This window comes from Caulobacter sp. GW821-FHT10F06 (assembly GCF_058809215.1).
The window spans coordinates 211,749-225,298 of record NZ_JBXASK010000002.1; the positions used below are offsets into that span (position 1 = coordinate 211,749).

Here is a 13,550-nt window from a genome sequence, read left to right on the forward strand (position 1 = left end):
CAATGGCTCCATCGACGGGTGGCGACGGCGACGCTTTTCCAATCACGCGACCCGGCGTCCATCAAATGATGCGCGGTCCGGCAGGGCTCATGAAAGCCGATGCGCGCCAAAGGCTTATGTCGACTCAAGACAGAGAAGAAGATCAGCTTCACCACAGGAACCCCCGAAGCGGCCGGATGTTGATCGGGCCACAGCAGGGAGGATTCCATGTCCGACGAGCAGATCGCCCAAGCGATGGAAAGCGACGCGCCGCTCACGGCCGCCGTCCACCAGCGCGCCGTCTCCCACGAGGTCGCCCAAGAGCGGGGCTGGCACGACGCCGCTTTGGTCGGTCGCACCGTGACCATTAATCGTCCGCGTGCGGAGCTCTATGCTTTCTGGCGGGACTTCCGAAACCTGGCCCTGTTCATGGAGAACGTCCAGAGCGTCACCCCCGGCGACGACCGGCGCTCGCACTGGGTGGTCAAGGCTCCGGCCGGCAAGACCGTCGAGTGGGACAGCCTTCTGACCGAAGAGGTCGAGAACGAGGTCCTGGCCTGGGAGTCCGCCGAGGGCGCGGACATCAAGAACGCCGGCCGGGTCGAATTTCGCGATGCTCCGCCGGGGCGTGGCACCGAGGTCACCGCCACCATCGTCTACGAGCCGCCCGGCGGCGACCTGGGCAAGCTGATCGCCAAGCTCTTCCAGAAGGAGCCGAAGATCCAGGCGCGACGCGAACTGCGCCGATTCAAGCAGCTGATGGAAACGGGCGAGATCTCCACCGCCCAAGCGCCCGACGCCGCCCCGCGGGGCTGACCCTCATTTAAAGACGGAGACGCCCATGCGCGCCCTGACCTGGCACGGCAAACACGATGTCCGCATGGACACCGTGCCCGACCCCAAGATCATCAATCCCCGCGACGCGATCATCAAGATCACCTCGACCGCCATCTGCGGCTCTGACCTGCACCTCTATGACAGCATGATCCCCTCGATGGCCAAGGGCGACATCCTGGGCCACGAGTTCATGGGCGAGGTCGTCGAGACCGGGCCTGGCTCCACCCTCCAGAAGGGCCAGCGCGTCGTCGTCCCGTTCGTGATCGCCTGCGGCAAGTGCTTCCATTGCGAGAAGCAGCAGTTCTCCGGCTGCGAAAACTCCAACCCCGCCGACACCCAGGATCTGGGCGAGGTGGCCTACGGCACGGCGATGACCGGCCTGTTTGGCTATTCACACATGACCGGCGGCTATGCCGGCGGCCAGGCCGAATACGTCCGGGTCCCTTACAGCGATGTCGGGCCGATCGTCATTCCCGACGGCCTGGAGGACGACAAGGTCCTGTTCCTGTCCGACATCCTGCCCACGGGATGGATGGCGGCCGAGAACTGTCAGATCGAGCCGGGCGACACCGTGGCGGTCTGGGGCTGCGGCCCCGTCGGCCTGTTCGCGATCCAGAGCGCGCTGATCCAGGGCGCGCACAAGGTCATCGCCATCGATCACCATCCGCACCGCCTGGAGCTGGCCAAGTCGCTGGGCGCCCAGGTGATCAACTATCACGACGTCAAAGTCCGCGAGGCCCTGATGGCCATGACCGGCGGCATCGGGCCGGACGCCTGCATCGACGCCGTCGGCATGGAGAGCCACGGCTTCTCGATCGACAACGTGGTCGACGCGGTCAAGGTCGCCACCCGCCTGGGCACCGACCGCGCGCACGTCTTGCGCGAAGTGCTGATGGCCTGCCGAACCGGCGGCCGGGTTTCGATCCCAGGCGTCTATGGCGGCATGGGCGACAAGATCCCGATCGGCGCCCTGATGGAGAAGGGCCTGCAGATCCGCACCGGCCAGACCCACGTGCACAAGTATCTGCGGCCTCTGCTGGACTTGATCGGCGAGGGCGTCATCGACACCACCTTCCTGATCAGCCACCGCCTTCCGCTGGAGCAGGCCCCCGAGGGCTACAAGATGTTCAAGCAGGACCAGAACGAAGTGACCAAGGTCGTGCTCAAGCCCGACTGGCGCAAGGAAGCCGCTTGATGACGCAGGAGGTTCGCCCCCTGGCCGTCGTCACGGGAGCGTCGTCGGGGATCGGTTATGAACTGGCCAGGCTGGCGGCGGAGGATGGCTACGACCTGGTCATCGCGGCCGACCAGTCCCTGACCGAAGCTGCGCACCACCTCCGTGAGATCGGCGCCAAGGTCGCCATCGTCCGCGCCGACCTTTCGACGACGGCGGGCGTAGACGCGCTTTACGCGGTGATCCAGCATCAGGCTCAACCGGTCGACGTCCTGATGGCCAACGCCGGCCACGGTCTGGGCCATGCCTTTCTGGACCAGGACTTCACAGATATCCGCCACGTGATCGACACCAATGTCACCGGCACGGTCTATCTGCTGCATAGGGTGGCGCGCGACATGCGCGAGCGTGATCGCGGCAAAATCCTGATCACCGGCTCGATCGCCGGCCTCATCCCGGGATCTTTCCAGGCCGTCTACAACGGGACGAAGGCGTTCATCGACAGCTTCGCTTGGGCGCTGCGCAACGAACTGAAGGATACACTGGTCACCGTCAGTTGCTTGATGCCCGGTCCAACGGACACCCCGTTCTTCGCCCGCGCCGATATGCTCGACACCAAGGTCGGGGCGGACCCCGACAAGGCTGATCCAGCGGATGTCGCAACAGCAGGCTATCGGGCGATGCAGGCGGGCGAGGGCGACGTCGTCGCCGGTCTCAAGAACAAGATCCAGGCCGCAGCGGCGGCCCTCACGCCGCGGAGCGTTCTAGCCGAGCAACACCGCAAATTGGCTGAACCCGGCACGGACAAGGACTAGCAGAGACTAGGGCCCCTTGGGCTCAACGACCTTGAGAAAGGCCGGGCTTTACGCGGATCGAGCGCCGGCCTCTCGTCGCAGCAAGTCTTTCTGACGGGCGCGGTCGCGATCTCGCAGCCGACCGCATCGGCGCGGATAGAATTGGCGTACTTTTAGGCGGGCGCGAGGCCGTGCCCCTCGGGCGCCTATCAGCGCAGTTCCCAGCAGCGCGTGGCGGCACGCTCTGACGCCCTGCAGACACGTCTGACAGTTGGCCTATCCCCTGCAAAATTCGTCGGCAGTTGTGGCACAGATTGGTGCTACGCGCATTTGACTCCGAAGCTTGATGTGCGCGATGCGGGGCGCGTATCCAACGGGGATCAAGATGGCCTTTTGTTCGACCGTGACCTGCCGCGTGCGGCCTGTCGCGTTGCGTTACCTGTGCTCCGAAGCCGACCTCCCACGGGGCGTGGCGCGAGCCGGTCGCGCATGAGCCAAGACGATCGATCGGATCGCGCCGCCGTCAATCCAGCACTCAGCTTCCTGGCCGGCGGCGGCGAGCTGGGTGAACTGATCCGCAGCCACGACTGGACCGCGACACCGTTAGGCCCGCCCGAGCATTGGCCCCAGAGCCTGAAGACCACCGTCGGCATCATGCTGACCTCGCGCCAGCCAATTTGGGTTGGTTGGGGACCTGACCTCACCTATCTCTACAACGACCCCTACAAGTCGATCATTGGCGGCAAGCACCCCTGGGCGCTGGGCCGCCCGACCCACGACGTCTGGAGCGAGATCTGGCCGGACATCGGTCCGATGCTGGAAACCGCCATGGGCGGGCGCGAAGGGACGTATGTGGAAGAGCAGCTCCTGATCATGGAGCGCAACGGCTATCCCGAAGAGACCTACTACACCTTCTCCTATAGCCCCGTGCGCGGTGACGACGGCCTTCCGGGTGGAATTATTTGCGCCAACAGTGATGACACCCAACGGGTGATCGGTGAGCGGCAGCTGGCCTTGCTGCGCGACCTGGCGGCCGAGACCGTCAGCGCCAGGGATTGGCGCGAAGCTTGCGCGCAGGCCGCCAGGGCCCTGGAGCGCAATCAGCGCGACGTAACCTTCGCCTTGCTCTACGTCGTGGAACCAAGCGGAGAACACGCCGAACTCGCCGCCGCAACGGGGTTGGAGCCGGGCGCACCGCACGCCCCCGAGGCAGAGGCCCTAAGCGCGTCGACCTTCTGGCCGATTGGCGACGTTCTCCAAACACGCGCGCCTGCAACGGTCGATCTGACGGAGCTGGGCCTGCTCGTGAAGGGCGCCTGGGATCGCCCGTCGCGCGCGGCGATGATTTTGCCGCTCGCTGCAGACGCCGGCCGCGACGCGGTGCTGGTGATTGGCCTAAGCCCTTATCGCGCCTTGGACGAGGCCTATCGCAGCTTCCTGGGCCTGGTGGCCGGTCAGATCGCCTCGGCGATCGCCAGCGCCGAGGCGTTCGAGGTCCAGCGGCGGCGTGCTGAGGTCCTGGCCGAATTGGACCGCGCAAAGACCACGTTTTTCTCCAACGTCAGCCATGAGCTGCGCACGCCGCTGACCTTGATGCTCGCGCCGCTCGAAGAGCTCCTGGCCACCGACCTGTCGCCGGAAGTCCGCGACGCCATCATCCTGGCCAGTCGCAATGGCGGGCGTCTCCTGCGCCTCGTCAACAGCCTCCTCGATTTTACCAGGATTGAGGCCGGACGGGTGCGGGCCAGATATACGGCCGTCGACCTGGCCGCCTACAGCGCCGAGATCGCCTCGTCCTTCCGTTCGATCCTCGAGAAAGCCGGCCTTGCCCTGGACATTCGGGCCAAGCCGTTGCCTCACCCGGTCTATGTCGATCAGGAGATGTGGGAAAAGGTTCTGCTGAACCTGCTGTCCAACGCCTTCAAGTTCACGCTCGAAGGCCAAATCACCCTGGTCGTCGAGCCGACGCGTGACGGGCGAGCGGTCCAGGTAAAGGTCAGCGACACCGGCATCGGCGTTCCGGCAGAGGAGATGCCCAAGCTGTTCGAGCGCTTCCACCGGGTTGAGGGCGCGCAAGGCCGCAGCGTCGAGGGCAGCGGCATCGGCCTGGCGCTGGTCCAGGAGCTGGTCCGCCTGCACGGCGGCGAAATCGCCGCCGAGAGCATTGAAGGGCGGGGAACCACCTTTACGGTCACACTGCCGTATGGTCAGGCCCACCTGCCGGCCGAACAGGTCCAGCCCGAAGCGCTGCTCGCTCCGGCTAGTCGGATCGGCGACTATCTGGAGGAGGCGGCGCGCTGGCTTCCAGGCACACCGTTCGGCGGCGATGGCCTTGAGCCGCCCTGGCCCGTCGCGTGGCGAACGGGCGATCCGGACGGCAAGGCGCGCGAGGTCAAACGCGTTCTGCTGGCCGACGACAACGCAGACATGCGCGGTTATGTGACAAGGCTTCTGGAAGGGCAGGGCTATCGCGTCGAGGCGGTCGCCGACGGCGAGGCGGCCCTGGCGGCCGCGCGCCGGGCGCCGCCAGACCTCCTGCTGACCGACGTGATGATGCCCAAGCTCGACGGCTTTGGCCTACTGGCGGGCGTTCGTGGCGACCCTGTCACCCGAAGCGTCCCGGTGATCATGCTGTCGGCGCGGGCTGGCGAGGAGGCCAAGGTCGAAGGTCTGGACGCTGGGGCCGATGACTACCTGGTCAAACCGTTCTCAGCGCGCGAGCTTTTGGCGCGGGTCAACGCCAACATTCAGATGGCCGGCGTACGGCGTGAGGCCGACCGCGCCGTGTGGGCTAGCGAGCAGCGGTTCCGCATCAGCCAGGACCGCTTAGGCATCGCCCTGTCGTCGGGTGGGGTCGGCGTGTTCGAATGGGAGATCGATAGCGACAGCGTCGCGGTCCTGGGTCCGGTCTCCAGCCTGTACGGGGTCGATCCGCAAGCGGCCGAAAGCGCGGGATTGCCGCTGCAGGCGTTTATCGCCGGCATCCATCCTGATGATCGCGATCGCGTCCAGGCCACCATCGCCGAGGCCGTGGAGCAGGGCCTGCACTTCCACGCGGAATACCGGGTGATCGGCGCTGGCCAGGAACGGGACGTGATGGCGTTCGGCGACCTGCATACCCGCCCGGGCGATGTTCGGCTGCTGGCCGGGGTGATCATCGACGTCAGCGAGCTGCGCCGCGCGCAACGCGACCTGCTGGCGCTTAATCGTGATCTTGAGCAGCGGGTCGCCGAAGAACTCGCTCAACGCCTGCAGGCTGAGGAGGCGCTGCGCCAGGCCCAGAAAATGGAGGCCGTCGGGCAGCTGACCGGCGGCGTCGCCCACGACTTCAACAATCTGCTGACGGTGATCATCGGCGGGCTGGAGACTTTGCGCCGCGCTGGCGCGGCCGACGAGGCGCGGGCCAAACGAGCTTTGGACATGGCGTTGCAAGGCGCCCAACGCGCCGCAGGCCTGACCAGCCGCCTCCTGGCCTTTTCCCGGCGTCAGCCGCTGGAACCCAAGGCGCTGGATCTCAATATCCTCGTGCGGGACATGACCGACCTGCTGCACCGGACCCTGGGCGAGCAGATCGAGCTGGAAGGGGTGCTGGCGCCCAGACTCTGGACGGTCGAGGCCGACCAGAACCAATTGGAGAGCGCGCTTATCAACCTGGCCGTCAATGCGCGTGACGCCATGCCCGACGGCGGCAAGCTGACACTTGAGACGGCCAATACCGAGCTGAGCGACCACTATGCGGCGCAAGACGCCGAGGTTATCCCGGGCCAGTACGTCATGGTGTCGGTCAGCGACAGCGGCTCTGGGATGTCACCGCAGACCTTGGCGCGGGTGTTCGAACCGTTCTTCACCACCAAGGAGGTCGGTCGTGGCACCGGCCTGGGCCTGTCGATGGTCTATGGCTTCGTCAAGCAGTCGGGCGGCCACGTGACCGTTTACAGCGAGGAGGGGCAGGGCACGACGGTGAAGCTCTACTTCCCGCGTCATCATGCGCTGGCCGAAGCCAGCACCGCGTCCGGTCCGAGCTACGCGCCCGCAAGCGCCGACGGCGAAGTGGTTTTGGTTGTCGAGGACAATGACGATGTCCGGGCCTATTCGCTGCAAATTCTTCAGGAACTCGGCTACGGCGTCATCGAGACGATCGATGCCGACCAGGCGCTAGACGTGCTGCGCAGTGACCGGCGCATCGATCTGTTGTTCACTGACGTCGTTCTGCCGGGCAGGAGCGGCCGGGCGATCGCCGACGCCGCCCAGGCGCTGCGCCCTGAGTTGAAGGTCCTCTTCACCACCGGTTACTCAAGAAATGCGATCGTCCACCAGGGCCGATTGGACCCGGGCGTGCAACTGATCGGCAAGCCCTTCACCTTCGACCAATTGGCGGTGAAGATCCGCGATCTTCTGGACCGCAGTGATCGCCCAGATGGGCCAGCGCCGCCCGGAAAGTCAGGAGACTGAAGGGCGTCCTGCCGGCCGACCGATTGCGCCCGGGCGCCTCTGGGAGGATTGACCCTCAGGCAGATCCAGCAAGCTCCTCGCATAGGTGCGCTGTTACGGACACTGCCAACTTTGCCGCGTTCGTCGAAAGGTATGTCCGCCTAGGGTTCGGGCCGGATTTGGGATGCAGTCGCGGAAGCGAGCCAACGCGACGTGGTCGGCGTGCGCGGCCGTTCTCGTATCGCAAAATTCGACAGCGTTCCCAAAGCGGCGCTGTCGGAACGCGCTTGGGGACGGCGTGTTGATCCTCTGTCCATCCCACGCAGGAGAGCGCCATGACTGATCAAGACCAGAACCGCAAGCCGCAACAGCAAAATGAAAACCCGCAGCAGCGCTCGCCGCAACAGCAGAACGAGCAGCGCGACAACCAGGGCCAGAAGACGGGCGAGCGCATCGACACTGACGGCGATGGCCGCACCCGCGACCCGAACGACACCCGCCCGACCGACGACGGCGGGCGTGGCGAGCCCGTGCAGCGCTGATCAGCAGCGGAGCTTCTTGAGAAAGGCCGGGCGCTTCGCTCGGCCTTTTTTCGTTTCACAAGCTCGCCGCCGACTTTGCAGTTCCCTCGCGGCTCCACCTCCTTGTCGAAGGCGATGCGGGGTGACGTCGACTTTCAACGGCTGATAAAGAACAGGACGGTCACAGAGACGGCCTCAGCAATTGCGCCTGAGCCTTTACGAGCGCGGGTCCGTGAAGCTGCGGCGATCTTCGCGAGGTGAACATGGCGCGCTATGACGACGAGGATGACTGGCTGCCCGATGGCGTCGCCGAGCCCCTGATGTGGCTGGCCTGTCTGATCTCCGCTGTGCTTCCCACGCTCTTGTTGGCGGGGCTGTGGGGGATCGCCGGCGGGCAGGGGCCCCAGGGCTTGTTTCTCGGGGTCTACATCCTTGTCTTCACCGGCTTCGTGGCCTTAGCCAAGCCGTGGACACACCGCTGACGCGGACCTGCGGCGGGGCGGGGGCGGAGCTGGTCAAGGCTCCGCCGGGTTCGCTTAGCCGTTGACGGCGTCCTTCAATTGCTTGGCCGGCGTGAAGGCGACCTTCTTGCTGGCGGCGATCTCGATGCTCGCGCCCGTCGAAGGGTTGCGTCCGGTGCGGGCCGGCTTGGCCTGGACCTTGAACTTGCCAAAGCCGGGGATCGAGACTTCCTCGCCCTTCACGGCGGCGTCGCTCAGCGACTTGAAGACGCCGTCGATGATGGCCTTGGCCTGAGCCTTGGTCAGCTTGGGCTCGGCGGCGACGACGGCCTCGACCAGATCCGAAACGTTCATGGAAACCTCCTTGGGGAACAGGCTCCGACCCTGGCGAGCCGAACAGAGCTTGTCATCGGGGTCAGCGGGAGGGGCGGGCGGTTTTCCATCCGTATCTTTGTGTTTCCCACAGATTTCGCCGCCGATTTGGCTGTTGAGATCGGTCCGTCCCAGGTCTTCTTGTTCGTCCCCGAGACCTTTCGGGGACGAACATGGACCAGCCCGAGACCCTTTCAGACCTTTCCCGAACCCAGCGGATGCTCCGTTCGGCTCTGGGTCCGCTGCTGCTGGCGCGTCTGGATGATCCGGGCGTCGCGGAGGTCATGGTCAATCCCGACGGACGGGTCTGGCTCGACCGGTTCGATGTCGGCCTGGTCGACGCCGAGCTGATCCTCGCGGCGGCCGACGCCGAGCGGGTGGTTCGGCTGGTGGCCCATCACGTCTCGGCGGAAGTCCACGCCAGTCGCCCTCAGCTGTCGGCGGAGCTGCCCGGAACCGGTGAGCGCTTCGAGGGTCTGCTGCCCCCGTTGGTCGCCGCCCCGACCTTCTCGATCCGCAAGCCGGCGCGCCAGGTCTTCGGACTCGACGACTACGTGCGCACCGGCGTGATGACGGCCGCGCAGGCGCAGTGTCTCCGCGCTGCGGTCGCCGAGCGCCGCAACATCCTGGTGGTTGGCGCAACCTCGAGCGGCAAGACCACCCTGGTCAACGCCCTGCTGGCGGTGGTCGCCGAAGCCGCCGACCGGGTCGTGCTCTGCGAGGACCTGCGCGAGCTGCAATGCCCGGCTCCGAACCTGGTGGCCCTGCGCACGCTCGATGGCGTAGTCGACCTTGCCGATCTTGTCCGCTCGACCCTGCGCCTGCGACCCGACCGCATCGTCATTGGCGAGGTTCGCGGAGGGGAGGCGCTCGACCTCATCAAGGCCTGGGGCACAGGTCATCCCGGCGGCGTGGGGACGTTGCACGCCGGCTCGGCGCTGGGCGCCCTGATGCGCCTGGAGCAGCTGATCCAGGAGGTCGTGGTCACCGTGCCGCGCGCCCTGATCGCCGACACCATCGACCTGATCGCCGTCCTCTCCGGCCGCGGCCGCCAGCGACGCTTGATCGAACTTGCACGCCTGGAGGGCCAGGCGCCCGACGGCGCCTACCAGCTCAGCACCGCCTGAGAACTCCAAGTCCCCCAAACCCCCAAACCTAAGGAGAACGGCCTCGTGTCTACGAGCCTTGCCCTGTCGCGCGCCCCCAACACATCCAATGGGTCGCCGCGGCCACCGCTCCCGCGCATCCGTAACTGGATCCTCACTGGCGCGGCCACCGCCCTCAGCCTGGTCGCCGCGCAGGCTTACGCCGCCGGTTCGTCCATGCCCTGGGAGGAGCCGCTCCAGAAGATTCTGGAATCGATCGAAGGCCCCGTCGCCAAGATCATCGCCGTCGTCATCATCATCATGACCGGCCTGGCCCTGGCCTTCGGCGACAGCACCGGCGGCACCCGTCGACTGATCCAGATCGTCTTCGGTCTCTCGATCGCGTTTGCCGCCTCCAGCTTCTTCCTGTCGTTCTTCTCGTTCGGCGGCGGAGCGCTGGTCTGATGGCCGGCGATCGCGCGTGGGGACTGTCGGCGCCCGTCCATCGGGCCCTGACCGAGCCCGTCCTGCTCGCCGGCGCCCCGCGCGCGATCGCTTTGGTCAACGGCACCCTGGCCGCCGCCTTGGGCCTGGGTCTGCGCCTTTGGCTCGTCGGCCTGGCGGTTGCCGTTATCGGGCACGCCCTGGCGGTCTGGGCCGCCCGGCATGACCCGATGATCTTCGAGGTCAGTCGCCGGCACGTGCGGATTCCCGCGCGTCTGGAGGTCTGAGCCATGCTCGACCTTCGCGAATACGCCCGCCGGCCCACCGGTCTGTGCGACTACCTGCCGTGGGCCGCGCTCGTCGCGCCCGGCGTCGTGCTCAACAAGGACGGATCGTTCCAGCGCACTGCCGGCTTCCGCGGGCCTGATCTGGACTCCGTCACCGACGGCCAGGTGGCCGCGGTCGCCGGCCGAATCAACAACGCCCTTCGCCGCCTGGGCTCTGGCTGGGCGCTCTTCGTGGAGGCCCGCCGCGATCCGGCCAGGGCCTATCCCGAAAGCGTCTTTCCCGATCCGGTCTCGGCCCTGGTCGACCTCGAACGTCGCGGCGCCTTCCAGGAGGAGGGCGCGCACTTCGAGAGCCGCTACTTCCTGACGCTGCTCTATCTGCCGCCGGCGCAGCGCAACGGCCGCATCGCCGACCTCTTCGTCGAGGGGCGGGCCGCTGAAGGGCTCGACGGGCGCACCGAACTGGGCGGCTTCATCGAGCGCTCCGACCGGGTCCTCGCCCTGGTCGCCGCCTTGATGCCCCAGGCCGCTTGGCTGGATGACGGCGCGACCCTGAGCTTCCTGCATGGGGCGATCTCGACCCGCCGCCAGACGATCGCCGTTCCCGAGACGCCCATGCAATTGGACGCCCTCCTGGCGACCGAGCCCCTGAGCGGCGGGCTCGAGCCGCGCTTGGGGCAGGCCCATCTGCGTGTCCTGACCCTGACTGGCTTTCCGGGCGAGACCACGGCGGGCTTGCTCGACGAACTCAACCGGCTGGCCTTTCCCTACCGCTGGACGAGCCGGGCGATCTTCCTCGACAAGACCGCCGCCGCCGGTCTGCTCACCAAGATCCGTCGCCAGTGGTTTTCCAAGCGCAAGTCGATCGCGGCCTTGCTGCAGGAGGCCCTGACCCAGCAGCCGGCGGCTCTGGTCGACAACGATGCGGCCAACAAGGCCGGCGACGCGGATCTGGCCCTGCAGGATCTCGGCGACGACGCCGTCGCCTACGCCTTCGTCACGGCCAATGTCGTGGTCTGGGACGAGGATCCCGTCCGCGCCGAGGCCAAGCTTTCTCTGGCCGAGAAGATCATCGCCGGGCGGGACTTCACCGTCATCCGCGAGCGGGTCGGAGCGGTCGAGGCCTGGCTCGGCAGTCTGCCCGGTCACGCCTACGCCAATGTCCGCCAGCCGCCGCTGTCGAGCCTGAACCTGGCGCACATGGCGCCGTTGTCGGCGGTTTGGGCGGGACCGGAGCGCAACGCGCACCTGTCCGGTCCGCCGCTCCTGATGGCGCGCACCGAGGGCTCGACACCGTTCCGTCTGTCGCTGCACGTCGGCGATGTCGGTCACAGCCTGATCGTCGGTCCGACGGGGGCGGGCAAGAGCACGCTGTTGGCCCTGATGGCTCTGCAATTTCGGCGCTATGCCGGCGCGCGGGTCTTCGCCTTCGACTTCGGCGCTTCGATTCGCGCAGCGGCCTTGGGGATGGGCGGCGCTTTCCACGACCTGGGCGGCGTGCTGCGCGAAGCCGAGCGGCCGGCCGTAGCCCTGCAGCCCCTGGCGTGCATCGATCAGGAGAGCGAACGGACCTGGGCGCTGGACTGGCTGCTGGCCATCCTCGCGCGTGAAGGCGTCGTGGTCACGCCGGCCGTGCGCGCCCATGTCTGGAGCGCGCTCGGGGCCCTGGCGAGCGCGACGCAGACCGAGCGCACGATCACGGGCCTGACCGCGCTCTTGGCCAGCCTGGAGCTCAAGCAAGCCCTGGCGCCCTACGGCCTCGGCGGTCCTTGGGGACGATTGCTCGACTCAGACCACGAACAGCTGGGCGAGGCTGCGGTCGAGGCCTTCGAGACCGAGGGTCTCCTGGGCACGGCGGCCGCCCCGGCGGTGCTGGCCTATCTCTTCCATCGCATCGAGCGGCGGCTCGATGGCGCCCCGACCCTGATCCTGGTCGACGAGGCTTGGCTGGCGCTCGACGATCCGGCGTTCGGCGCGCAGCTACAGACCTGGCTCAGCACCGTGCGCAAGAAGAACGGCGCGGTCGTGCTGACGACCCTGTCGCTCAGCCAGATCGAGCAGAGCCGCATCGCCTCGGCGGTGATCGAGCTCTGCCTGACGCGGATCTGCCTGCCCAACGCCTGGGCGCTCGATCCGGTCGGGGCGGCGGCCTATCGCCGCTTTGGCCTCAACGACCGGCAGATCGCCCTGATCGCGAGGGCCACGCCCAAGCGCGACTACTACCTGCAGTCCCCGGTCGGCGAGCGGCTCTTCGAGCTGGGTCTCGGCCCTGTAGGTCTGGCCTTCGCGGGCGCGTCCTCCAAGCCCGATCAAGCGGCCATGGCCGCCCTTCTGGCCGAGCACGGTCCCGCCCGCTTCGCGACCGCCTGGCTGCGCGCGCGGGGCCTCGTCTGGGCCGCCGATCTCCTCCCGTCCCTCGATCCTTCGGAGCTCACGTCATGACCCTTCGGTCGCGTCGATCCCTGCTGCTCGCCCCTCTGGCCCTGGCTGTCCTGGCCGGCGCCGCGCAGGCGCAGTTCACGGTCTACGACCCCACCAACTACGTCCAGAATGTCGTCCAGGCCGCACGCGCCCTGGAGCAGATCAACAACCAGATCACCTCGTTGCAGAACGAGGCCCAGATGCTGATCGGTCAGGCGCGCAATCTGGCGAGCTTGCCGTATTCGTCCCTGGCCAGCCTCCAGGCCCAAATCGGACGCACGCGAACGTTGCTGGGGGAGGCCCAAAAGCTCGCCTACGACGTCGGCGCCATTCAGGAGGCCTTCAACGCCAACTACAAGGCGCCGGCCGGGGGCGGCGGAAACGCCGATCTCGTGGCCCGCGCCGACGCCCGCTGGGCGGCTTCCGTGGCGGGGTTCGAGGACGCGTTGAAGGTCCAGGCCGGAGTGGTCGGAACGCTCGGCGGAAGCAGCGACGAGTTGGCGGCGCTGGTCGGCGCGAGCCAATCGGCGAGCGGCGCCCTTCAGGCCGCGCAGGCCGGCAATCAGCTCCTGGCGCTTCAGGCCCAGCAGCTATCGCAGCTGACCGCCCTGGTTGCCGCCCAAGGGCGCGCCCAAGCCCTGGAGGCGGCAGATCGGGCCGCCGCCCGGGCTGACGCCAAGGCTCGGTTCTCCCGCTTCATGGGCCGCAACCCGTGATCCGGCCGATCCTCTGGAGCCTGGCGGC

General features: G+C 67.2%; 12 protein-coding genes. 11 read left to right on the plus strand and 1 reads right to left on the minus strand.

Annotated features, from left to right (window positions below):
- The first annotated feature begins 207 nt into the window (after positions 1-207).
- From AC1RUS_RS04220 to AC1RUS_RS04245, 6 genes are all read left to right on the plus strand, one after another.
- On the plus strand, positions 208-795 hold the full coding sequence (locus AC1RUS_RS04220) for an SRPBCC family protein (protein WP_492913365.1): 588 nt from the start codon (positions 208-210) through the stop codon (positions 793-795).
- 25 nt (positions 796-820) lie between these two features.
- Complete coding sequence (locus AC1RUS_RS04225) at positions 821-2,011, plus strand: zinc-dependent alcohol dehydrogenase (RefSeq protein WP_492913367.1); 1,191 nt, start codon at positions 821-823, stop codon at positions 2,009-2,011.
- Positions 2,011-2,805, plus strand: a complete 795-nt coding sequence (locus tag AC1RUS_RS04230) for an SDR family NAD(P)-dependent oxidoreductase (RefSeq protein ID WP_492913369.1) — start codon at positions 2,011-2,013, stop codon at positions 2,803-2,805. The genes AC1RUS_RS04225 and AC1RUS_RS04230 overlap by 1 nt, the downstream gene beginning before the upstream one ends.
- Before the next feature lie 468 nt (positions 2,806-3,273).
- Positions 3,274-7,236, plus strand: coding sequence for an ATP-binding protein (locus tag AC1RUS_RS04235; RefSeq protein WP_492913371.1), 3,963 nt, complete (start codon positions 3,274-3,276; stop codon positions 7,234-7,236).
- Between the two features lie 314 nt (positions 7,237-7,550).
- Entirely contained in the window at positions 7,551-7,757 is a 207-nt protein-coding gene (locus tag AC1RUS_RS04240) for a hypothetical protein (RefSeq protein ID WP_492913373.1), read from the plus strand.
- Between the two features lie 242 nt (positions 7,758-7,999).
- Entirely contained in the window at positions 8,000-8,218 is a 219-nt protein-coding gene (locus tag AC1RUS_RS04245; protein WP_492913375.1) for a hypothetical protein, read from the plus strand.
- 54 nt (positions 8,219-8,272) lie between these two features.
- Here the strand turns inward: AC1RUS_RS04245 and AC1RUS_RS04250 are convergent, their stop codons facing one another.
- Positions 8,273-8,551, minus strand: a complete 279-nt coding sequence (locus tag AC1RUS_RS04250) for an HU family DNA-binding protein (protein WP_492913377.1) — start codon at positions 8,549-8,551, stop codon at positions 8,273-8,275.
- Positions 8,552-8,787: 236 nt separating this feature from the next.
- On the opposite strand from AC1RUS_RS04250, the gene trbB reads away from it, so the two are divergent.
- The 5 genes from trbB to trbJ all read left to right on the plus strand — a co-directional run bounded on the left by trbB (position 8,788) and on the right by trbJ (position 13,522).
- On the plus strand, positions 8,788-9,696 hold the full coding sequence (gene trbB / locus AC1RUS_RS04255; protein WP_492913379.1) for a P-type conjugative transfer ATPase TrbB: 909 nt from the start codon (positions 8,788-8,790) through the stop codon (positions 9,694-9,696).
- Positions 9,697-9,813: 117 nt separating this feature from the next.
- Positions 9,814-10,119, plus strand: a complete 306-nt coding sequence (locus AC1RUS_RS04260) for a TrbC/VirB2 family type IV secretion system protein (protein WP_492914135.1) — start codon at positions 9,814-9,816, stop codon at positions 10,117-10,119.
- Complete coding sequence (locus AC1RUS_RS04265) at positions 10,119-10,385, plus strand: VirB3 family type IV secretion system protein (protein WP_492913381.1); 267 nt, start codon at positions 10,119-10,121, stop codon at positions 10,383-10,385. The genes AC1RUS_RS04260 and AC1RUS_RS04265 overlap by 1 nt, the downstream gene beginning before the upstream one ends.
- Before the next feature lie 3 nt (positions 10,386-10,388).
- Positions 10,389-12,827: a conjugal transfer protein TrbE gene (trbE, locus tag AC1RUS_RS04270; protein ID WP_492913383.1), complete on the plus strand. Its 2,439-nt coding sequence runs from the start codon at positions 10,389-10,391 to the stop codon at positions 12,825-12,827.
- Positions 12,824-13,522: a P-type conjugative transfer protein TrbJ gene (gene trbJ, locus AC1RUS_RS04275; protein ID WP_492913385.1), complete on the plus strand. Its 699-nt coding sequence runs from the start codon at positions 12,824-12,826 to the stop codon at positions 13,520-13,522. Before trbE ends, trbJ begins: the two co-directional genes overlap by 4 nt.
- Positions 13,523-13,550 lie beyond the last annotated feature (28 nt).

Excerpts from the sequence above, each read along its gene's own strand:
- AC1RUS_RS04220 (WP_492913365.1), top strand. The coding sequence starts at position 208 with ATGTCCGACGAGCAGATCGCCCAAGCGATGGAAAGCGACGCGCCGCTC.
- AC1RUS_RS04225 (WP_492913367.1), top strand. The coding sequence starts at position 821 with ATGCGCGCCCTGACCTGGCACGGCAAACACGATGTCCGCATGGACACC.
- AC1RUS_RS04230 (WP_492913369.1), top strand. The coding sequence starts at position 2,011 with ATGACGCAGGAGGTTCGCCCCCTGGCCGTCGTCACGGGAGCGTCGTCG.
- AC1RUS_RS04235 (WP_492913371.1), top strand. The coding sequence starts at position 3,274 with ATGAGCCAAGACGATCGATCGGATCGCGCCGCCGTCAATCCAGCACTC.
- AC1RUS_RS04240 (WP_492913373.1), top strand. The coding sequence starts at position 7,551 with ATGACTGATCAAGACCAGAACCGCAAGCCGCAACAGCAAAATGAAAAC.
- AC1RUS_RS04245 (WP_492913375.1), top strand. The coding sequence starts at position 8,000 with ATGGCGCGCTATGACGACGAGGATGACTGGCTGCCCGATGGCGTCGCC.
- AC1RUS_RS04250 (WP_492913377.1), bottom strand. The coding sequence starts at position 8,551 with ATGAACGTTTCGGATCTGGTCGAGGCCGTCGTCGCCGCCGAGCCCAAG.
- trbB (WP_492913379.1), top strand. The coding sequence starts at position 8,788 with ATGCTCCGTTCGGCTCTGGGTCCGCTGCTGCTGGCGCGTCTGGATGAT.
- AC1RUS_RS04265 (WP_492913381.1), top strand. The coding sequence starts at position 10,119 with ATGGCCGGCGATCGCGCGTGGGGACTGTCGGCGCCCGTCCATCGGGCC.
- trbE (WP_492913383.1), top strand. The coding sequence starts at position 10,389 with ATGCTCGACCTTCGCGAATACGCCCGCCGGCCCACCGGTCTGTGCGAC.
- trbJ (WP_492913385.1), top strand. The coding sequence starts at position 12,824 with ATGACCCTTCGGTCGCGTCGATCCCTGCTGCTCGCCCCTCTGGCCCTG.